Source organism: Paenibacillus kobensis NBRC 15729, from assembly GCF_004000825.1.
Taxonomy (GTDB): domain Bacteria; phylum Bacillota; class Bacilli; order Paenibacillales; family Paenibacillaceae; genus Paenibacillus_T; species Paenibacillus_T kobensis.
This window is the reverse complement of the sequence record NZ_BILZ01000001.1, coordinates 139,733-159,983: the sequence shown is the minus strand read 5'-3', so window position 1 is coordinate 159,983 and position 20,251 is coordinate 139,733. Positions and strand designations below refer to the sequence as shown.

The following is a 20,251-nucleotide window of genomic DNA, read 5'->3' as shown; positions in this document are numbered from 1 at the left end:
GAGCAGCAGCAGCACCTCTGTTCAACCATTTTTACTTCAAGCGTTTGGGATAGCCCCTTATTTAATGTGGTAAATGGATTAGTTCATTACAATTGACTTCTTAATCGCTTGCATGGCTGCATCACCCGTAATGCCGAGACGCCAGATGGCGATGCCTTTCAGACCGTACCGTTTGGCAAGTCCAATCTTGTTATTGACCGATTGCGCATTCTCGCTGCCCATCGAAATGCCTAGCACCAGCTTCGATTCCGGCACTTGCTTCAGCGCAAGCTGGATCGCTTCATCGACATATTTCATCGGCTCAGGAGCATCCGTATAAGTCTTGTAATCATAAGCCATAACGATGATTTCGTCCGCATATGAAGCAAGCGTCTTATAATCGTACCCTCGGAAAGAACTGTTCAACGGGTGAAGGGCTAGCGACAGCGTCAGGTTCGCAGCTTCGGCGCGCTGATCCAATTTCTGAACGAATTGATTGAACGACTGCTGAGCTTCTTTATAATCGCCGGTAAGACCTAGCCCTTCAAAGTCGAGTGTTATGCCGGTAAACTGGTTATCGGTCGCGAGCGTAACAAGCTCATCGATGGTATTGTCTTGCATAACCGAATCGTGCAGCATCTTCGTCAATTCGCCGCGTCCGTCCATCGCTGCAGCCATCAAGCTCGCTTGGCCGCCGGATTCCACTTTATTCAGAACGATCGATTCCGGTGTAACGTCGCCGGCCGGCTTCGGCCAGAAGAAGTCTTTGCCGTTCAGGATCAGATAGCCGGTCGAAGGATCGAGTCTCGTCCAGCCGAACGATACGGCATCGAATTTCGACACAAGATCGACCTCGCTGTATGAACTCGTTGCATAGAATGCTTCCGTATACATTGGCTCTATAGGGGATGTAATGGAGACGGTCTGCGTTGTACCGTTCCAGCCGACACCTGCACCGAACTGCGTGCTGAAGAAGCTGAGCGGTACGAAGAGGGTGCCGTTCTTAAGTACGGGTGCAACGTTCAGCAGCGTCGTCTGCCCGTTAACTTTCGCTTTCTTGTCTCCGGTGCGGAGGATAACTTCGGTCGTAGAGTCATCGCGCGTCTTCGTAGCTGTTAACGTCTGGGTGGCATTCGACCAATCGATTTGAATGTTGATCGCCTTGGCAATGGCCCGGAACGGAACCATCGTCGTGCCTTGGGTAACGAATGGCGCTACCGGGAACGGAAGCGGATACCCGTCAAGCATGATAGTGACCGGTTTAGGCAATGCCGCCGCAGAGGATATAGACACTTCATCTGTTAAACCAGACAATAAGATCAGTGCCGTACAGGCTGTGGTCATGATTGATTTGCGTGTAAAAACCAATGTTTCATCTCCTTATGCCATAGAGTTCAAGATTTGAAATAATGGCGTATCTAGTAACTTTTTCATCATAACGAATTTGCAGCACGGAAAGTTGCAGCATTGTAAGAAAGTAGTTAGTCATATCGTAATTTATCAGTGCGATAACGGTGTGATAAACGTTATTTAAGTGATTGGATGATAAATGATTGAGAAAGCGTTATCAATTATCAAATCAGCTAATATGCCCGCGATTCCTGCGAACGGTATTAGTTCAGGACAAAGGATACAACAAATTCGATCCACGTGAGCATACGTGTGTGCAGAAGCGGTATTTATACATGATAAAGTTGATTAGATCGATGAAGCATATATAGTTAAGGTATTGATTGATGTATCAAAGTGTAATAATTTGGGAAACATTTATAATGAGATAATGAATTAACCAGATGATAATAAATGATCTGAATTGTGCCGTAGAATAAATTAAATTTGGGATAAGATAAATATGGTTACCAAACATCAAAGCTCGAATAAAGCTCATATCGTTAAGATCGATTAAATGATCTTGATGGTACGAGCTTTTTAGTTTGAAACATTAGATAAAACAAGACCGAGAAAGACAATGAAGAAGACTAAAAAAGCATGATCAGACTTCTAACTATATAACTATTTCACAAAACCCGTATTTTATACATATGTCTATATAATAGCTTAACCGATATAGCTCTATTTTGGTGTTATTATAATATAAGTTCGTTTTCGGACAAGAACCCTTCAATAAGAAATTGCTCCACTTGCGGCATATTCGCTATATGTTCTAGTGAAATTCCACTCGTTTAGGGATAATCATTAGGCTGCTCATGTGATAGACTCCTCTCCTTAAGGAATTACCATATTTCAATGATGATATTCCGATAAGAGCGATGATTCTGTTATTGACTCCTATTCTGGGCGTACATTGAAAGAACCATTTATATAATCATACACTAATATAACTATTTACTTATATAACTGAGCGTGTATAATACAAAGTGACCAAGAAAAGTCTATTCCATGGAAAGGAGTGTATTGCTATGCCAACCATTGATGAAGTGTCTGATTCCCTGAAGTTGCTCTCTGATAAGACCAGATTAACCATCATGGCCTTATTACGGCATAAAGAAATGTGTGTGTGCGATATCGTCGACTTATTAAATACGACTCAACCGAACATTAGTCAACATCTAAAGAAGTTAAGAACAGGCGGTCTTATCAATGAGACTCGCCGCAGTCAATGGATTTATTATTCGTTGAATGTTGACGACAAGCCCTATTTGAAGCAAGTGATTGACCAACTCCCTTCTATGCAAGATCAAATCAATGAATTGAAGTCTCAAGGCTGTAATTAACTACAGGAGGTTCTATGCTGGCACTAGCATCAATTATCTTTCTTGTCACATTAGTTTTTGTTATCTGGCAGCCAAAAGGACTGAATATCGGGTGGTCCGCAATAGGCGGCGCAATAATCGCTCTAATCTTCGGTGTTGTTGATTTTCAAGACGTTTGGGACGTAACCCAGATTGTATGGAACGCCACACTTGCTTTTGTAGCCGTCATATTAATATCTCTAATCCTCGATGAGATTGGGTTCTTCGAATGGTCGGCGCTTCATATGGCTCGCTTCGCTAAAGGTAACGGAAATCTGATGTTCATTTACGTTATCTTGTTGGGAGCCGCAGTCGCCGCATTCTTCGCGAATGACGGAGCTGCTCTCATACTAACGCCGATCGTTCTCGCAATGGTTCGCGCCCTTAAGTTTGATGAACGCATGATTTTGCCCTTTATTATGGCGAGCGGATTTATCTCTGATACGGCCTCCCTTCCACTGGTCGTAAGTAATCTGGTTAACATTGTGTCCTCAGACTTCTTTGGAGTTGGATTTGCAGAGTACGCTAGTCGCATGCTCGTCCCTACCCTATTTTCGATCGCAGCGAGCCTGCTTGTCCTCTTCCTCTTCTACCGTAGAAGCATCCCGAAGCTGTATGACCTTCAGCAATTGAAGAAGCCGGCCGAAGCAATTAAGGACTCGCGACTATTCAAAATCTCATGGATTATCCTTGCGATCTTGCTGGCAGCATATCTAAGCAGTGAATTCATAGATGTTCCTGTGTCGATCATCGCCGGTGCAGCAGCTATTGTCTTCTTGCTTCTCGCTAGACGCAGCCAGGAAATCCACACCTGGAAGCTGGTTAAAGGTGCTCCATGGGCTGTTGTAGTCTTCTCGATTGGTATGTATGTGGTTGTATACGGACTTCGTAACGTAGGGCTGACGGATGAGCTCGGTGCTGTGTTCGAATGGGTTGGCGATCAAGGTCTGTTCGTAGCGACAGTAGGTACTGGCTTTATTGCTGCAATACTCTCCTCGATCATGAACAACATGCCAACGGTTATGATCAATGCTTTGGCCATTCAAGATACGAACCCGACCGGTATCATTCGGGAAGCGTACATTTATGCTAATGTAATCGGGTCAGATTTAGGTCCGAAAATAACACCGATCGGTTCGTTGGCAACACTGCTCTGGCTTCATGTTTTATCAAGTAAAGGCGTGAAGATCTCTTGGGGCGCCTATTTCAAGACCGGTATTATTTTGACCGTTCCTGTACTCTTCATTACTCTAACTGGGTTGTACCTGTGGCTAAAGGTTGTAGGTTAATTCCGACACTGATCAATTTCATGTAAAGGGGACTTTCAAATGAGTAACAAACCACTTATTTATTTTCTGTGCACGGGCAATTCCTGCCGTAGTCAAATTGCCGATGGTTTTATGAACGAACTCGGTGGAGATCGTTACGAAGTAAAAAGCGCAGGTCTTGAGGCACACGGATTGAATCCGCGCGCTGTTCAAGTAATGAAAGAAGCTGGCGTAGATATTAGCAATAACAGCTCTGACGTCATTGACCCAGAAGTCCTGAACCGTTCGACTTATGTGATTACGCTTTGTGGACATGCCGACGAGCACTGCCCTGTCATAACGAATCCTAATATAATCAAGTGGCACTGGGGATTCGATGATCCAGCAAAAGCAACGGGTACAGAGGAAGAGATTATGGCTCAGTTTAGAAATGTACGTGAAGCTATTAAATCACGTATTGAGCTATTCCTGAAGGATGGCGAATAGATATGGCAACATCGGTTAAGCGGATGCATGTTGCGGTTAACTGTACTGATTTGGACAAGTCACTCTCTTTTTATCGGAGTTTCTTTGGCGAGGAACCAACAAAAGTTAAAGATAATTACGCTAAATTCGAGCTCGATAATCCTGCCCTTCATTTCTCGCTCAATGTTCGGCCATTCGAGAAAAATGGTGTATTAAACCACCTTGGCTTCCAGGTTGATAATACCGAGGACGTACTTGCAATGGGCGAACGCCTTCGCCAGTCTGGCTTGCTGCTTATCGATGAGATGAACACGACTTGTTGTTATGCAGTTCAGGATAAAGTATGGGTGTATGATCCGGACGGCAATGCGTGGGAGATCTTCTTCACCAAAGAAGATTCGGAGTTCGAGTCTGCAGGAGAAACGCGTGATCTCTCCTTATGCTGCGCCCCTCCCTCTGCACCAGTTCAAATTACATTTACGAATTTCAAGAAGAAAATCTAGGAGGAATACTGTTGGAGAAAAACTATCATGACCTTTATGAAGGTAAGATCTTTATGGGTGCAGCTGCTGATGTAGAAGCGATGGAAAAGAACGAAGGTATCGATGTTATCGTAGACTTGCGTGGAGAAGCAGTTGAATGCGCGTATCCAGAGTCCACTGCAAGATGGGTTCAAATCGCTCTTGGAGACAACTCTCCTGAGAACCAGCACCTTTTGTTCAAGCAAGCAATCGATGAGGTTGCAGAAGCCTACAGGAGTGGCAAGAAAGTGGCATTTCATTGCGGCGGCGGAAAAGGCCGTACTGGAACTGTCGCAGCCGGCACTCTTCTAGTCTTAGGGCTTGCACAAGATATTGATGATGCAGAATTAAAGGCGAAACAGATTCGGTCAGTTATTGATATCAAGCCAGTTCAGAAAGAAGCACTGATAAGGATTTTCGAGTAACGAAATCGTGAAAATAGCCCTTGGATTGATTAGTCTTAGATCAATCCAAGGGCTATTGTTCATACTGACTACATCTTCAATTCCTTGATTATAGATGTGTAAGATAGCTTCTAAATCAAAAGAAGATGCGGACCTTAGAGTAACCTCATACACGCATATTACCTCCCTCATGTTGTTTTTATAGAACGCACAATAGTACTTGATGCTTTGTTCAAGCCTAATATAAATCGAAATGTTGGTCCGTGGCTATGTGACGATAACGGTCCAGCAAAATAAAGCCCCCTAATACTGCTCTCGAAATGATGATTGAGTTTCGGGAATTCTGCATGCCCTTCTTCTCTATAGATTTTTTCCTTCAAACTATGATGAAGGAACGACAGCTTCTCGAGATCCAATTTAAAACCTGAGGCTACAATGACATGATCAACTGTGATCTGTTGTCCATCTGATAGCTGGAGCTGTATTTTCTCATCCACAATCGTTAAATGCTTAACGCTCGTGTTATTTATTTGAGGAACCTTACCTTCTACATATGGTCTTAGAAAGCGAGCGATTGGGACGGTCTCCGCAGCGATCTGCCACAGCTTCCTTTTCAATGAACGAGGAAGTTTGTAAAATACATTACCGATACCCCTAAGCACCACTTCCTGAGTCCGGTTTCCGCCATAAACAGGCGCTCTTCTACGATAGATCAGCTTTGTATTCGCATTGGCTTCGTAAAGTAGCGCAGCTGCCTCCCAGGCGCTCTGTCCACTCCCTACGACAATGACATCTTTCCCTCGAAACGCTTCAAAGCTGGTGTGACCTAATGTGTGCGATACCAATGAACGAGGTAAACCTCTAAATATCGATGGCATGTATTGAAAATCTTTTATTCCCGTGGCAATAACGATGTTTTTAGCTTGGAGCCGTTGGCCATTTGAAGTTGCGATCGCGTAATGATCCACATTGAAATTTAGCTCCTCGACAATCTCAGGTGTAAATTCGACCCCGGATTTTTCTGCGAACCAAAACGCATACTGAACAAATACGGTTCTAGGCAGTGGCGATTCAAGTTTGGTACCGGTCTCTTTGGCGTATTGTTGTATCGTCCATTTGTTCTTCGGATCTGAAAAGCTCACTAAATCGTGAGGCGTTCGGATAAACATATTTTGGGGCATCTGATTCCTCCAGAAGTCCATTGGAAAACCCATTAGTTTATAAGAAAGTCCATGTGCCACCGCATGTGCAGCGACGGATATTCCATATGGTCCTGCCCCAATGATGACGACATCCAACATAGGATAACCTCCTAATCAAATAAATGGCTTGGGTCGATTATACAATAACATTTGCAATTTGCAAGTTTTGATGTTATAACTGAATCAGGAGGTCATGACTATGGAGAACGTACGGAACATGTTTCAACTTCTATCACGAAACTTCGGTTTATTGAATGAACAGTGCTGCGACAACTGCTGCGGCCAAGACATTTCACTTGTGCAGAGTCATATCCTATACGAGATCAATCGGCAGCACCACCCTTCTATGCAAGAAATTGCTGGCGCCTTAGGTATGGATATTACGACCTTCAGCAGACAAGTCAAAACCCTTGTAGACAAAGGTCTCGTAAAGAAAACACCACATCCGGCAGACAACCGTATTAATATTTTGTCACTCACTCCGGAAGGCTTAGGGATTGAAAATAACATTAACGTTACTGTAAATGCACAACTTAATGGCGTTCTCTCCACTATGTCTGAGTTCGAAAGAGAAACTGTAATTCGATCGATCAAGTTATTGAACGATTCTATGCAGAAATCGGCATCTTGTTGTATACCTCCAAAATAATGGAGGTTTACCTTTAGATCATTACTTGTAATTTGCAAATTTAAGACTGTCCAAGAAATAGCAATGTATACTAAGGAGGAAAATGATATGTCGAATACATTGCCAACTGCAATCATTGGTGGCGGCCCTGTAGGATTGGCTGCTGCAGCTCAGCTTGTAAAAAGAAACATGCCATTTGTGCTTTTTGAAAGAGGCGCTCATATTGGAGCTTCTGTACTAAGCTGGGAGCATGTACGGATGTTCTCTCCTTGGGAGTTCAATGTCGATTCAGCTGCTAAGGATCTCTTATTGGAAACAGGTTGGATTGCACCAGAGCAAGATCAAATGCCCACAGGTAAAGAACTTGTACAATTATACTTAGAACCATTATCTCAGTTAGAGCAAATCAAGTCATTTATACATCTTGAATCAACCGTTAAAGCCATTTATCGTAAGGGTTTCGATAAAATGAAGACAGCTGGTCGCAATACGGCACCATTCATGATCGAATATGAGACACAAGGACAAAAGCTTCATGTTGAAGCCTCTGCTATTATTGATGCAACTGGAACTTGGTTAACCCCTAACCCGATGAGTGCCAGCGGAAACTTTGCTGATGGTGAAAAAGAACATGCTGATCACATTTTGTATGGTATACCTGATATTTTGGAATCGAATAAAGCTCGTTATGCTGGTAAAAATATTGTAGTGGTGGGCAGCGGACACTCCGCAATCCAATCACTTACACTATTGCATGAACTAAAGCTGCAAGTTCCAGAAACGACCATCCATTGGGTGCTTAGAAAGAAAAACGTATCTGAAGCATTTGGCGGCGGTGAAAACGACGGCTTGCCAGCACGCGGAGTGCTTGGTTCACGGGCCAATCAATTCGTTCAAAATGGGAACGTGTTGGTCCACACACCGTTCCTCATTGCTCAGATTAAGGCAGATGAGGAACGCTCAACGCTTTCTCTTCTAGGTACTAAGGATAGCCAGGACTATTCGATTGATAAGATCGATGAGGTTATTGTAGCAACAGGTGCAAGACCAGATTTCACTTTCCTTCGGGAATTGAGGTATTCAGCGGATTCAGCTATTGAGTCCGTTCCACAATTAGCGGATCTGATTGATCCTAATCTTCATAGTTGCGGTACCGTTCGGCCGCACGGCGAAGCTGAGCTTCGTCAACCGGAAAAGAACTTTTATATCGTCGGATCGAAGAGTTATGGTCGTGCCCCTACCTTCCTGCTTGCGACTGGGTACGAACAGGTAAGAAGTGTCGTTGCTGCTTTAGCAGGTGATTATGAGGCTGCACGCGAAGTGAGACTTAATCTTCCGGAAACCGGTGTGTGTTCGGCTCCCAAATCATTGTTAGGCGAAAATGAAGCTGCTAGTTGCTGTACACCAAAACCAAAGAAACTTACATTCAAACCGATTACAGTAACGACTGCTAGCGACTGTTGTGGTAGCCCCCAGAATGATAAGGAGCCTTCCTGCTGCGACTCTTCTAAATGAATGTACAAATAAAGGACTAAGATTGACACGAACAAGCCTCCGAATCCGTCAAGGCGATTAGGCGTCAATTTTCAAAAATGGATCAAGGCGTATTTAACACCTTGATCCATCCATTCCATCCTTCAACAAGTCGGCTCAAGTTCTTGTCATCGCCAAATGACAAGAACTTGAGCCGATAAATGAAAAAGCCTGCGATTTCCGCGGACTTCATTCGGTCAATGTTCTTGTCACCCGACACTCTTGGTCATTTGTGATTTTTATAATTTAGTCAAACTCTGCAGTATCAATTACATCTGACTGAGTATACTGGAACATATAGTTTTGAATAAGAAGCTCGACTTCACCATCCGTCCCCGGTTGACCAAATTGCATTTTGTCGGATTCCTTATTAAAAACAAGCATCAACTTTCTCTCCGGTCGGACAAGATGATAAGAATCCATTATGTAGTTTCCAGGAAAGTCTTTATCTTGTTCGTAAGTAACCATAATTTCGTTACCGTAGACTTCATCATCGATGGAATAATATATGAATTTTCCACTAAGTTTTAGTTTCCCATTGAACCCTATATATAAGGACATTATCTCGTTATTCTCCGGATAATGGCTAATCTGATAGGTTGTAACTGGCAAATCACCAATTATATCCCCCACCTTAATTAATTCAACCTTCGAAGTACTTGCTGACAGACTTGATCTGCTAATATCCATCGCTTCCAGCAAATCGGGAATGCTTGCCGCTTCGTAGCCCTTCTTCCAAAAAACGAGCATTGCTCTATGAAGCACCGCTTCTTTATCAAACTCTATATAGCGTCCCATGGTTCTCTCTCCGTTTCCGTGGGTACAGTATATACTTTTTTGGAACGAGCCGTAGGGATGCTTTCCCATACGGCTCTCTTGTACGCGCGCTTCACGATTTAACCAAATTATCTGGTGATGATTTAAGGATAATATATCCTTGTACTATCGAAATAATTAAATGAAGTAATAGTCCAATCATTAGCCTTCTTAGTCATCTCAGCTTCAATTCCGTAGCTATAGTTATATTCGCCAACAAGCCCATCTGAATGAAAGACCGCTTTAAATTTAGTAAGACTTTTGTTCCATTGAATATACTCTGACTCTGGAAGACCTAATTCTACGTTATTTTTATGAAATTGAATCCATTGTGTCTTCTTGGACATCGCATTTGTTGCAAGAGTCAATGCTTGATTATCTGTCAATGGACGAGCATAAACCGTAATGTGCTCAGAATTTCCTGTCAATGTAGTTGTATCCCATTTGAGATGATCGTTCGGATAGAAGAAGTTATTTAAAGCTTTAAATTGTACATACACCGCGTCTTTTCTCAACAATACTCCATTACCAACAGTGGCATTAAAAGTCTTCCCGCCTCTAGTTAGTGAAGCAGTTTTTGTCTTCTGATTCCAATTTATTTTCACTTCAAGATATTTATCAAGTTGTTCATCGTAACTGAATAGATTATTGTTCACCATACTACGGAGAGGGGCATATAATCTACCCCCAGAAAGCAAACCATTTACTCCGCCATATGCATCATATTCATCATTTGCTGCATGAGAACTCATTGGACCCAACATTAAAGCGCCACTAATTACACTTAAACATACTAATGCTGCTTTCTTCATTCCTACCTCCATAATTTTACAATTAATTTTGCAGTCACAGCAGATGCGGATAAGCTTACCTCAAGCCAAAAGCCAGACATCTTATTCTTTTAGATAGTCCTTCTCTCAACATGATGAGACTCTCGTCTAATCCATGGGATTCATTATACAGGTTTAAAAAACAGTTAAAAGTGAATAATGCAGTCAATTGGTTTCACCTTTTTTATTGTGCCGACTTTGTTTATAATGATCATCTCTCATTATCACACAATATCAGCTTGCTATTACAAATTGTTTGAAGAGGTTAACTTGTTATGAAGCTACTCGATTATTATGAAAAGCTGCGTGACCGATTCGGCACTATCGCTGATTTTCAAGCCTTCCCGGTATTAATGGAAGAGATTGCGGAAACGCTCGATTGCACCCGCCGAAATACGGCGCTCGTCCTTCAGCGAATGTCGGCCGAGCATCTCATTGAGTGGAGACCCGGTAGAGGCCGCGGGAATCAATCTGAGCTCAAATTTCTCTTGGCAAGACAAGAGCTGACTGAGCGCAAGATTCATGAGTTGATTGGAAACGAAAGCATTCAAGAAGCCTGGCAGTTAATCGCCTCTCTGGATGAGATCCAGCAACAGGAATTTATGAGAGGGATTAACCTCCAATTTGGTATCCAATCCAATGAAGAGGAACTCGATATATTAAGGCTCCCTTACTCTCGACAGGTCTCTGTACTTGATCCTGCACAGGTGTTGCGCAGCTCGGATGTGAACTGGCTCAGGCAACTGATGAACAAGCTTATCGGGTATTCGACCAAGGAGAAAAGATTGGTTCCGAGTCTCGCGCATCATTGGGAGTCTGATGCAACCTTCAAGAAATGGACGTTTCATCTGCGCAAAGGGGTTCGATTTCATGACGGCCATCTCCTCTCCCCCTGCGATGTCATCCATTCGTTTAAGCGTTTGCTCTCCCGCTTTCCCTCTGATTGGATGTATGGCTACTTAGCAAATATTTATGAATCCAGCAAGTACAGCGTCACTTTTGAGCTTACAGAATCGATTGCCGCATTTCCTAATATAGTCAGTACAGATCGCTGTTATATTGTTCCAAACGGCTGGGACGGTGAGCATTCCCACATGCCTAACGGAACTGGACCTTTCCGAATCGTGAAGAACAATTCTTCGATGATAGTCTTAGAAGCCCATGAACATTATTTCGAGGGTCGCCCGCATTTAGATCGTATTGAGATGTGGATATGGCCGAATTATAAAGGATCAACTCTGGAAACGGCTTCGAAGCAGAATGTGGATATGCTGTACTACGATCCGCAAGCGAATGAAGCAACAGTTAACCAAGAATTGACTACACTACAGGAGCTTGAGCAAGGATGTAACTACCTGATCTTCAATCAAATCAAACCGGGGCCTCTGCAGGATATTCGGCTGCGGGAGGCGATTCATTTAAGCCTCGACCGGTGGGGAATGATCGGCAGATGGAATGGAACTCGGCTGATGCCAGCTAAGGGATTTATCTTCACAGAGGAGAATGAGAGCGAAATGCAGCGTGGGAAAGCATCTTACAATCCTACCAAAGCAAAAGAGCTTTTAGCCGCATCCTCTTATAAAGGTGAAGCTTTACAGCTATATACGTATGATAATCCCTATAATAGAGAAAACGCCAAGTGGATACAAAGCTCTTGTGAAGGATTGGGTATTCAAGTCGATATTCAAATCGTTCCTGTAGAGCAATTAGTTGAGACAGCCGTCATGATACAGGCCGACATGATCTCGGTTGGAGAAGTACTTGGCGAGCAGCCTGATATTACGCTGATAGAAACATTTCGTGCTGACAGCAGCTTGATTAGGAATTGTCTCCCGCCCAAGTGGAAACAAACTATAGATACTCGGATAATGGCTTGTTTGCACGCCTCCAGTCAATCGGAACGTCTTTCCATTCTTCGAGAGCTTCAAGATGAGCTTCAAGAGGAGTATTACCTGCTTTTCCTGCATCATCATATGCGAGCGGTCAGCCATCAAAATTCGCTAAACGGCATCAGCATGAATGTCTGGGGCGAAGTAGACTACAAGGAAATATGGCGCCGCCCGAAGGTTTAATTCATGCTTGATTTCCGTCAGCAAGTTCCCAAGCATGACACTTTTTCGGTTCTATGATTGTCATCCTACAGAATTATTCCCTCACCTTTCACTTACAAAAAGCCATCATTCAATTTTTGAATGATGGCTTTTTGTAATATAGCGCGGCTCACAATATACGTTTTCGTCCCTATTCGGCAACCAATATAAGTGCTTGTCTATTGCTTTTTACAAGAACTTACATCGCTTCTTCCTGTTACAAAATTGCACTTCCGCTCAGGCAGTGGTTTGAATCGGTATATATTTATTTTACTCCATTATTTCGTTATTGTTCATCTGAATTCATCCCTTCTCCATTTGGTATTGATGGTTTACTATCCTGCCCGACGCAACCGGCTGCCGAAAGCAATCACCGCAGTATTAACGGGATGGATTCGCAAGTGGCGGAAGTTTGTCCATCCAGTTCTCATAAAGGGCTTCATCCACCATGTCTTTGTCATTATAATAGTCTTTGTAGGTCTGTAAGTACTCATTATCGGCTGAAATATTGTTCAGGCTATAGTCTTCTAGCCATTTCCTTCCATCCTCTATTCGGTTCAATAGCAGGTAAGCAGAAAGAAGCGAATCCAGCCGCCTCTCATTCGGCTCCTGTTTGAAGGCAAGCTGGCGATTATCCAGCTCATCCTCCCAGTACTGTTGCGTCAATACCGTACTCACCTCGTAATGGCCGGACTGCCAGACATACACGGCGTTGAGCGCAGGGAACAAAGGCATTTGACCATAGGACAGGAAGCCGACCAACACGGGATTTCCTTTGGCTTGAGCAAAATTGAGTTCGACATTGTCTTGTACGGTTACTTTCATCTCTCCTTCGACCTCTTCAATAAGGATCGAAGAAGGATCAGGGCGATTGTCTACGAGGTCAAAAAGAAATGTGGCGTGGTCATTGTAAACGATACCTGTTGACCAGGACTCTCCATCAGTTTGCCCGCCAGCCCCACCTTCGAATGTGATCCCTCGCTCCAGACTGTCAAAAACAATATCGTCCTGTTTCATAATGGCAAAACGGGAGTAGTCGAACTCTCCCTCGTTCCAATATAGGACGGAGAAATTTTGACCATCTAGTTCAAAGACATCCTTATGGATTGGCTTCTCTTGGGTTCTTTTAGGTTCTATTTTCGAGTCAATTGTCGTAGTGTTGTTAGATGTGTCCAATAACTTCGGTTCAGAACCAGGACTATTGGTATAAGGCACATTACCGGTTACTTTTTCTGCTTCCGGTTGGACACCCGAATTGGAATCTTCCGTCGCAGGTCCAACGGACGCCTGTATTTCGCTGGTATTGGGGTGACTATTTATCGTATTTTTCACACCTGCTTCATCATTCGAACATGCAGCTAGAATACCAAGCAAAACTAACGAAATAGCAAACCTTAGAATGCGTACTTTCATGAGGGATCCCCTTTTTTTGCTATGTAACATTTTTACAAATACTATAGCACTTCTATTCCAAGAAAGCCGCAATTTATTCGGCTTACAATGTTACTATGTTCTTGTCACCCACATTTAGCGCAATGAAAAAGAAGCAGCAGCCGCGGCAAACTGCTTCCTTGGGCATTCAACTATCGTTCTCCTTTAGCTAGAAATTAGCTTCAACGTCAGGTCGCACAGAATCACCCATTTCCTTAATTGAACAAACGTTCCTCGTTTAGCCTAATCTCCTATGATCGTCCACTTTACCAATTCCAGGTGTACCTCATCTCCCTAAATCCCACATCCCATATTCTCGCATTCCCCTCCAGGGTGATCGTGAGCTCATTGGCCCCTTGAAGATAAATGGAGGACATACCCGGTTCATCGCTCGGATCTTCTGCGGACGTAGACAGATACTCCTGACCATCGGCGGAGATGCTTAGACTCCCATAAGCATCCTCCTGATTGGGAATCCCAAAATTCAAGAAGAGATACAGCTCTTTTTTGCCTAACGTATATGTGTACGTCACCGTATGTTGGCCTTCGGTGCTATATGCATTATACTGGGGCTCTACGTTTTGTCCGCCAATTTGGAAGCTGTCTAGCTTTGTTCCCGCCGATGGATTTATACCACTGTTTTTCAGCTCGTTTAACGCAACGAAGGGGCCTAGTTCTTTAGTGAACGCTTTGTCGATGATCCCGAAGCTTCCCCAAATCCCGATCATCAGGACTATGGCAGAGATGCACGTAGCAACTATGTTTCTCCAGACTTTTTTTGTACGAAATCCGAATCTAAACGCCCCGAATCCGACTGCTGCCCCCAATGAGTTTTGAATAACGTCGTTCATATCGAAGCTACCGAGCAAAGTGAGCGCCTGAACGGTCTCAAGTACAAGGATACACATGATAAAAAGGATCATGTATCGAAAGAAGCTTGTTCGATACAACAACGGGATCATGATGCCGAAAGGGATAAAGGCGGCGATGTTCCCAAGAGCCCAAGCATCCATCAGCGTAGGATGTAGAAGATCCGATAGATCTGGGAGCCTGAAAAAACCATCCGGTAAAAATAGAAAGGTATACCCTGTCATCCGATCTGTGGTTTCTACTCTGCCGAAAGCAAGAAACATAAAATAAAAAATCAAGACCGTATAGCACAGGGTTATAACCAAAATAACTTTGCGGTGCTTGGTATTCATTATATTCTCCTTTATACGCTTTACGGATACGATGAAGTTTTGTACGAGATTCGTTGAGGAGCATTACAAGGTGCATGGCACCTATGCGTTCGTGTGGGGATGGTGGTTTCCAAGACAGCTTTCCCTTCACGAATTCCGAATCGGCGCGCTTGAATACGAAATGATCGTGAAGGAAGACAAGAAGTTAATCAATATCCATATCCCCGCTGATGCGGATATGAGGCGCGAGAGCTTGCGGAAGTCCTATGAAGACGCTAAGGTATTCTTCGCAAAATATTACCCGGAGTACGGACAGTCCGATATGGTGTGCGATTCCTGGTTGCTTTCCCCTGTCCTTGCTGAGCTGCTGTCGGAAAACACGAATATCGTCCGCTTTCAGAAGACGTTCGACTTGATCCGAGTTGATGAAACAAATGACGGCGCAATCAGATGGGTTTATGGAAGAACGGATCTTCCCGTACACGATCTTCCGGAACGTACATCCCTGCAGAAAAAAATCAAAGCCCGCCTGTTGGAAGGCGGTTGCATCGGCGCTGCCTACGGAAAACTTCTGGAAGACCCTTGGAAGAACTCGTCTCATGACCGCAGTTAACGTTATAAGTTCTTGTCAGGTATTCCACGTTACAACTCCAAACTTCGTATCCATTTCCGAACCCGACTTACTTGACCGGCCCCATCCAGGTTGAAATCGTCCTCTGCTGGTGCGGCAACGGCGGTTTCAACTTCCCGTTATCGATCAAATGTTTTAAAATATAAGCGACCAGCCGGCCGCCGCCGGTATTGCCTCTCACCATGTAAGCAAGTTGCGGCTCCAAATGCTTTGGCTGATTTTGCAGGAACAGCTTGAGCATTTTATCGTAGAGCTTGCCGACAGCAGGCGCATACAGAGCGGACAAATCTGGCATTGCCTTGTTCAACCGATCCAACGTTTGCGGAGAGTCGATCCAAACCGCATTGAATTTGTACCCCTCCTCCGTCTTGCGGATGTACCCCTTCTCCAGCAGGAACGAATATTGCTCGCTGTTCTCTTCGTTGTCGGGCAGTTCCCCTTGTTGGAACGCATGACAAATCTCGACATTCCGGTATTCCAGGAAACGCCAATCCCCCTGGCGGTCGCTCCAGTACGTATTGAACTGCCACAAGTACAGGGGAGTGTCTTCGACGTAGCGGAGCGACGGACCGAAGGTGACGTAACTACCCATATCAAATCCCGGATCGGCATTGCGGCTCCGGTTCAACGCCGCATAGGCAATATACTGCCCTCCGTCCTTTCGCATTGGTGCGACCGCATCGAAGTTGTCGCCCGCCGGCATGCTCCGCCAAGATTGCTCCTCGACGTTCTTGGGCAGCAAGGTCCAGAGCAGGAAGTTATAGTCGCCGTCTGGAACGTACACTCCGCTATCTTCGACTTGCCGGCGCACTTTCATTAACGCGTCGAAATGAACATCGGCCACTTCGGCGGCGCAATCTTGCCAGAATCGATGACCGGCTACGACCAACTCGAAGAGGTCCCAGACGATGGTATTGCTTTGATATTTGCCGGGAGAGGTTTCGACGAGAAAATTGTAATCGGCCAGGTGATGGACTTCGCCTTCCAGCAAAGACGGCGGCATTCCAAGCTCCTCCGCGATTTGATGTACGGTACGCGCCTTGTGATAAGCCGCGTAAACGATATTTTGCGCCAAGGCGCGTCCAAGAAAATCGTTGGTTTCGCCCAGTCTGCCGGCCGAACCGGAATGGCCCATTTCCCCCATGCTGACCGGATTAACACTCAAAGTTCCTGTTGCACGCATACGTTTCATCCCTTTCCTTAACTCCTTTTTGGCCTCGCTCAAATGCCACTTCACCGTGTTGACAGGAATGTTCAGAGCAATCGCGACATCGCCGATTTTAAGCTCGTCGTAGTAATGCATGACCACGATCCGGCGATGGATGTCGGACAGAAACGCGACTTCCCGGCGCAGCTCGCGGTAAGCTTCGGTTACCAGCAGTCTGTCAAGCGGCTCCCGGGAAGTGGTGGCCGACAGTTCGGACATGCCGTTGATTTCGATCGCTTGGGGAGCGTGCGCACGCTTTTTCAACCAATTCACCCAAGTGTATCGGGCAACCGTCCAAACATAGGCCTCCAGGTTCCGAATGTCCCGCTTCCCTGAGAAGGATTTCAACAACTGCAGCATAATCTCCTGAGCCAGATCCTCCGCCTCCGCCCGCTGCTTAACCCGGTTCAACGCAAAACCGAAAATCGGTTTGACATAGCTCCGAATCGCTTCGGCCGCTTCTTTTCCGTTCTGCCCTATCGAATCCATCATTCGCCTCCGCAATCGACTCTGTAATTCCTGACAATTATATAGTGTGCCTAGCGGAATAAAGGTTGGGATATTTTCAAAAAAAAATGGACGTCCTACAGTAACCGGTACGAACTTTATCTTGGGTACTAGCTAGGTATCTGTAATCTCTACTGCCGCGTCTATACTTACTTCGAAGCCTGTATTTTCGTCTTACCAATGGCAGGAGGAGTACGAAACCACTTGGCTCTCCTCTTGTGCGAAGTCTTACGGAATCGTCGAAAGTTAGGTAGTCTTGCCATGATGTCTCCTCCTGATGCGCTATCATACCAAACTTGATTTAATGAACAACCTTATCTTGGATTCTTGTACAAGCTCCGCAGCAGCTGAACGGTTTTCAGTAGCCAGTAAATTTAGATATATTGCAAAGACCAATCATTTCGTTTGTTTCTTTTAATACAACCGCCCAAAGTCCGCACAATGCATCACCAACTTAGAGCCGCTATAATCACGTCTTTTAATGAAACAATGTTCTTGTCACCCGATATCGAACCTTACCCCTCTAATTTCCAGGTTCCTCAGCCCCATCATGCTCCTTGCTTCCAAATTGTTTCAGCAATACATGCACTTCACTTTTTGATTTGGCGTTCATTAAGCTGGTTCTGAGTTCATTTGCCCCTCGAAACCCACGGACATAGATTTTGAAGAAACGGGTAAGCGCACTAAACGAACGTGGTTCCTCTGCTGAGTATTGATCATGCAGATCCAGATGGAGCCGCAGCAAATCAAGCAATTCCGCACTGCTGTGCTCCTTCGGCTCTGTCTCAAATGCATATGGATTTTGAAAAATACCGCGTCCAATCATAATACCGTCGACACCGTATTTCTCAGCAAGCTGCTGGCCAGTCTGACGGTCAGGGATATCCCCGTTAATGGTCAGTAGTGTATCTGGTGCCACCTCATCACGAAGCTTCTTAATCTCCGGAATCAGTTCCCAATGAGCTTTTACTTTGCTCATTTCCTCTCTTGTCCGAAGATGAATGGACAGATTAACAATGTCTTGTTTCAAAATATGGGTTAACCAGTCACGCCATTCGTCTAGGTCACTAAAACCGAGCCTTGTTTTTACACTGACAGGTAGTCCTCCTGCTTTGGCAGCTTGGATGATATCCGCTGCGATTTCGGGACGGCAGATCAGGCCGCTGCCCTTTCCATTCTCTGCGACATTCGCCACTGGACAACCCATATTAATATCGATGCCTTTGAATCCTTCTTTCGCCATGCCGATGCTCATTTCACGGAAAAATTCCGGCTTATCTCCCCAGATATGTGCGACAATGGGCTGTTCATCTGGGGTAAAAGTCAAGCGCCCACGTACACTTTTGTTCCCCTCTGGGTGACAATAACTCTCCGTATTCGCAAACTCCGTAAAATACACATCCGGTCTGCCTGCTTCACTTACCACATGGCGAAACACAACATCTGTCACATCTTCCATGGGTGCTAGTACAAAAAAAGGTCGTGGTAACTCGCGCCAAAAGTTTTCTTTCATCATAAAAACCCCTCTATACCTACCAGAACAATCGTTGTCCTTAGAATAGTAAAATACTTGCTGTCAGTGGAACATTGTTCAAACACCATCACAGGTTTACAACATACATTCCATAAAGTAAACGTCTTTATTATAAACTGAATAACGTCATGATGGGTATGTCCCCTTCATAACGTCAACAATGTTTCGTAATTAAACAGGTTTTTATTATTCTTGTCACTGATCGGGAATGTTATCAAGTTCTGGCCATTTGATTTTGACAAGAACTTGATAACATAAAACAAAAAAGCCGCATATTATACGGCTTCATTTGATCGATAACTTTCCGGCGATAAGCTTCCATAAATTCTCGTCGTGCTATTATTGTAGAGACCTCACTATTTTGCAAGGCGATAAACTGCTGCATCTCCCGAATGGGCATCCCCATCGCTCGAAAGTAACTTAAAACTTGAAACCATGCGATATCGGACTCTGAATACAGACGATTAGCTCAACAAATTACAGGTCGGCCCCGGCTACTTGTCGGCAATCGGACAATGTTCTTGTCACCAATCGGGAATCGGCTCAAGTTCTTGTCATCGGAAAATGACAAGAACTTGAGCCGATAAATAAAAAAGATTAATATAGATTCGCATGCTAGGTGAGTACATTTAAGCTGCATTCCAGTAGCGTTTTCACACTATTGCGGAACTGATTTTGTAAATTTTACAATGATCCATACTACTCCACATATCGCTGCGGACATGAATGATGCGACGAATAAAGCACCTCCAGCATGGATAAGCAATAATGGAATCCAAGCGATACTCAGCATGCGGTGAACACTTCGCATCCACACGTTTCGAACCTGTTTAATCAGGATTCCATAGCCCCCGATGGCTAGCAGAACGGCAAATGCCGCAAGTCCGATGAACGTCTCCGGTTTGAGCGCCGAGAACAATAAGAAGTAGGCTCCGTGTACAACAATAGCCGCAACAGTCAGGTACCCTGCAAGCTCGTGAATAGAGCGAACCCATCTGCTAAGCTTCCGAATAAAGAAAGAAGACGACTTTCGTAAATATTTGAAACGAAGCCACAAAAAACTGGCCGCGCCGCAAAAAACAGCAACCCTGCCGAAGTTATTAAACAGCTCCGCTGTCGGAGTACGCCCCGTTCTAACGTGTGGAACAAAATAAGAGTAAATCAATAAGCCTAATGCTATCCCTATAACAAGAACTGCTGGAATCCAAATTAATTTACTTTTGGACATTTTATTGCCTCCTTTTCATAGGCTGATCGTTACGAAAGATCAA

The 20,251-nt window shown here is 44.5% G+C and carries 18 protein-coding genes; 9 read left to right on the top strand and 9 right to left on the bottom strand.

All coding sequences use genetic code 11. From position 1 onward, the window contains the following. Window positions 1-78: 78 nt before the first annotated feature. Window positions 79-1,347, bottom strand: a complete 1,269-nt coding sequence (locus PKO01S_RS00770) for a stalk domain-containing protein (protein WP_246070389.1) — start codon at window positions 1,345-1,347, stop codon at window positions 79-81. Between the two features lie 1,052 nt (window positions 1,348-2,399). Between PKO01S_RS00770 and PKO01S_RS00765 the strand changes: the two genes are divergently transcribed. The 5 genes from PKO01S_RS00765 to PKO01S_RS00745 are packed head-to-tail and all read left to right on the top strand — an operon-like array spanning window position 2,400 to window position 5,411. Beyond that, window positions 2,400-2,714, top strand: a complete 315-nt coding sequence (locus PKO01S_RS00765; RefSeq protein ID WP_127529367.1) for an ArsR/SmtB family transcription factor — start codon at window positions 2,400-2,402, stop codon at window positions 2,712-2,714. Window positions 2,715-2,728: 14 nt separating this feature from the next. Next, on the top strand, window positions 2,729-4,021 hold the full coding sequence (locus PKO01S_RS00760) for an arsenic transporter (RefSeq protein ID WP_127529366.1): 1,293 nt from the start codon (window positions 2,729-2,731) through the stop codon (window positions 4,019-4,021). A gap of 39 nt (window positions 4,022-4,060) precedes the next feature. After that, entirely contained in the window at window positions 4,061-4,486 is a 426-nt protein-coding gene (gene arsC / locus PKO01S_RS00755; RefSeq protein WP_127529365.1) for an arsenate reductase (thioredoxin), read from the top strand. A 2-nt stretch (window positions 4,487-4,488) separates the two neighbouring features. After that, window positions 4,489-4,968: an ArsI/CadI family heavy metal resistance metalloenzyme gene (locus tag PKO01S_RS00750; protein WP_127529364.1), complete on the top strand. Its 480-nt coding sequence runs from the start codon at window positions 4,489-4,491 to the stop codon at window positions 4,966-4,968. A gap of 11 nt (window positions 4,969-4,979) precedes the next feature. Next, entirely contained in the window at window positions 4,980-5,411 is a 432-nt protein-coding gene (locus PKO01S_RS00745) for a protein-tyrosine phosphatase family protein (RefSeq protein WP_127529363.1), read from the top strand. 167 nt (window positions 5,412-5,578) lie between these two features. Here PKO01S_RS00745 and PKO01S_RS00740 read toward each other — a convergent pair whose 3' ends face one another. Then, a complete protein-coding gene (locus PKO01S_RS00740) occupies window positions 5,579-6,691 on the bottom strand; it encodes an NAD(P)-binding domain-containing protein (RefSeq protein WP_127529362.1) in 1,113 nt (370 codons plus the stop codon). A gap of 100 nt (window positions 6,692-6,791) precedes the next feature. On the opposite strand from PKO01S_RS00740, the gene PKO01S_RS00735 reads away from it, so the two are divergent. Together PKO01S_RS00735 and PKO01S_RS00730 are read left to right on the top strand one after the other, a co-directional pair. Beyond that, complete coding sequence (locus PKO01S_RS00735; protein ID WP_127529361.1) at window positions 6,792-7,241, top strand: MarR family winged helix-turn-helix transcriptional regulator; 450 nt, start codon at window positions 6,792-6,794, stop codon at window positions 7,239-7,241. A gap of 87 nt (window positions 7,242-7,328) precedes the next feature. Further along, window positions 7,329-8,735, top strand: a complete 1,407-nt coding sequence (locus PKO01S_RS00730) for an NAD(P)-binding domain-containing protein (protein WP_127529360.1) — start codon at window positions 7,329-7,331, stop codon at window positions 8,733-8,735. A 264-nt stretch (window positions 8,736-8,999) separates the two neighbouring features. Here PKO01S_RS00730 and PKO01S_RS00725 read toward each other — a convergent pair whose 3' ends face one another. Next, the gene (locus tag PKO01S_RS00725; protein ID WP_127529359.1) at window positions 9,000-9,551 is read right to left on the bottom strand and encodes a hypothetical protein; all 552 of its coding nucleotides are present in this window, start codon (window positions 9,549-9,551) and stop codon (window positions 9,000-9,002) included. 122 nt (window positions 9,552-9,673) lie between these two features. Further along, window positions 9,674-10,381, bottom strand: a complete 708-nt coding sequence (locus PKO01S_RS00720) for a hypothetical protein (RefSeq protein ID WP_127529358.1) — start codon at window positions 10,379-10,381, stop codon at window positions 9,674-9,676. Between the two features lie 293 nt (window positions 10,382-10,674). Here PKO01S_RS00720 and PKO01S_RS00715 point away from each other — a divergent pair, with 293 nt between their 5' ends. Next, the gene (locus PKO01S_RS00715) at window positions 10,675-12,471 is read left to right on the top strand and encodes an ABC transporter substrate-binding protein (protein ID WP_127529357.1); all 1,797 of its coding nucleotides are present in this window, start codon (window positions 10,675-10,677) and stop codon (window positions 12,469-12,471) included. Between the two features lie 399 nt (window positions 12,472-12,870). Here PKO01S_RS00715 and PKO01S_RS00710 read toward each other — a convergent pair whose 3' ends face one another. Further along, entirely contained in the window at window positions 12,871-13,902 is a 1,032-nt protein-coding gene (locus tag PKO01S_RS00710; protein WP_127529356.1) for a hypothetical protein, read from the bottom strand. A 284-nt stretch (window positions 13,903-14,186) separates the two neighbouring features. Beyond that, complete coding sequence (locus PKO01S_RS00705) at window positions 14,187-15,122, bottom strand: VanZ family protein (protein WP_174818529.1); 936 nt, start codon at window positions 15,120-15,122, stop codon at window positions 14,187-14,189. A gap of 31 nt (window positions 15,123-15,153) precedes the next feature. On the opposite strand from PKO01S_RS00705, the gene PKO01S_RS00700 reads away from it, so the two are divergent. Further along, complete coding sequence (locus PKO01S_RS00700; protein ID WP_164779418.1) at window positions 15,154-15,714, top strand: acyltransferase domain-containing protein; 561 nt, start codon at window positions 15,154-15,156, stop codon at window positions 15,712-15,714. A gap of 67 nt (window positions 15,715-15,781) precedes the next feature. On the opposite strand, the gene PKO01S_RS00695 is transcribed toward PKO01S_RS00700, so the two are convergent. From PKO01S_RS00695 to PKO01S_RS00680, 3 genes are all read right to left on the bottom strand, one after another. Then, window positions 15,782-17,428 carry an RNA polymerase sigma factor gene (locus PKO01S_RS00695; RefSeq protein WP_164779405.1) on the bottom strand — a complete coding sequence of 549 codons (1,647 nt, stop codon included), beginning with the start codon at window positions 17,426-17,428 and terminating at the stop codon, window positions 15,782-15,784. Between the two features lie 541 nt (window positions 17,429-17,969). Next, entirely contained in the window at window positions 17,970-18,959 is a 990-nt protein-coding gene (locus PKO01S_RS00690) for a tRNA dihydrouridine synthase (RefSeq protein WP_127529544.1), read from the bottom strand. A gap of 679 nt (window positions 18,960-19,638) precedes the next feature. Further along, on the bottom strand, window positions 19,639-20,208 hold the full coding sequence (locus PKO01S_RS00680; protein WP_127529352.1) for a hypothetical protein: 570 nt from the start codon (window positions 20,206-20,208) through the stop codon (window positions 19,639-19,641). Window positions 20,209-20,251: the final 43 nt, after the last annotated feature.

What these genes read in the sequence shown, in the direction of transcription:
- arsC (WP_127529365.1), top strand. Translation starts at nt 4,061, where the DNA reads ATGAGTAACAAACCACTTATTTATTTTCTGTGCACGGGCAATTCCTGC.
- PKO01S_RS00750 (WP_127529364.1), top strand. Translation starts at nt 4,489, where the DNA reads ATGGCAACATCGGTTAAGCGGATGCATGTTGCGGTTAACTGTACTGAT.
- PKO01S_RS00710 (WP_127529356.1), bottom strand. Translation starts at nt 13,902, where the DNA reads ATGAAAGTACGCATTCTAAGGTTTGCTATTTCGTTAGTTTTGCTTGGT.
- PKO01S_RS00715 (WP_127529357.1), top strand. Translation starts at nt 10,675, where the DNA reads ATGAAGCTACTCGATTATTATGAAAAGCTGCGTGACCGATTCGGCACT.
- PKO01S_RS00740 (WP_127529362.1), bottom strand. Translation starts at nt 6,691, where the DNA reads ATGTTGGATGTCGTCATCATTGGGGCAGGACCATATGGAATATCCGTC.
- PKO01S_RS00735 (WP_127529361.1), top strand. Translation starts at nt 6,792, where the DNA reads ATGGAGAACGTACGGAACATGTTTCAACTTCTATCACGAAACTTCGGT.
- PKO01S_RS00720 (WP_127529358.1), bottom strand. Translation starts at nt 10,381, where the DNA reads ATGAAGAAAGCAGCATTAGTATGTTTAAGTGTAATTAGTGGCGCTTTA.
- PKO01S_RS00760 (WP_127529366.1), top strand. Translation starts at nt 2,729, where the DNA reads ATGCTGGCACTAGCATCAATTATCTTTCTTGTCACATTAGTTTTTGTT.
- PKO01S_RS00695 (WP_164779405.1), bottom strand. Translation starts at nt 17,428, where the DNA reads ATGGATTCGATAGGGCAGAACGGAAAAGAAGCGGCCGAAGCGATTCGG.
- PKO01S_RS00730 (WP_127529360.1), top strand. Translation starts at nt 7,329, where the DNA reads ATGTCGAATACATTGCCAACTGCAATCATTGGTGGCGGCCCTGTAGGA.
- PKO01S_RS00705 (WP_174818529.1), bottom strand. Translation starts at nt 15,122, where the DNA reads ATGAATACCAAGCACCGCAAAGTTATTTTGGTTATAACCCTGTGCTAT.
- PKO01S_RS00700 (WP_164779418.1), top strand. Translation starts at nt 15,154, where the DNA reads ATGAAGTTTTGTACGAGATTCGTTGAGGAGCATTACAAGGTGCATGGC.
- PKO01S_RS00765 (WP_127529367.1), top strand. Translation starts at nt 2,400, where the DNA reads ATGCCAACCATTGATGAAGTGTCTGATTCCCTGAAGTTGCTCTCTGAT.
- PKO01S_RS00690 (WP_127529544.1), bottom strand. Translation starts at nt 18,959, where the DNA reads ATGAAAGAAAACTTTTGGCGCGAGTTACCACGACCTTTTTTTGTACTA.
- PKO01S_RS00725 (WP_127529359.1), bottom strand. Translation starts at nt 9,551, where the DNA reads ATGGGACGCTATATAGAGTTTGATAAAGAAGCGGTGCTTCATAGAGCA.
- PKO01S_RS00680 (WP_127529352.1), bottom strand. Translation starts at nt 20,208, where the DNA reads ATGTCCAAAAGTAAATTAATTTGGATTCCAGCAGTTCTTGTTATAGGG.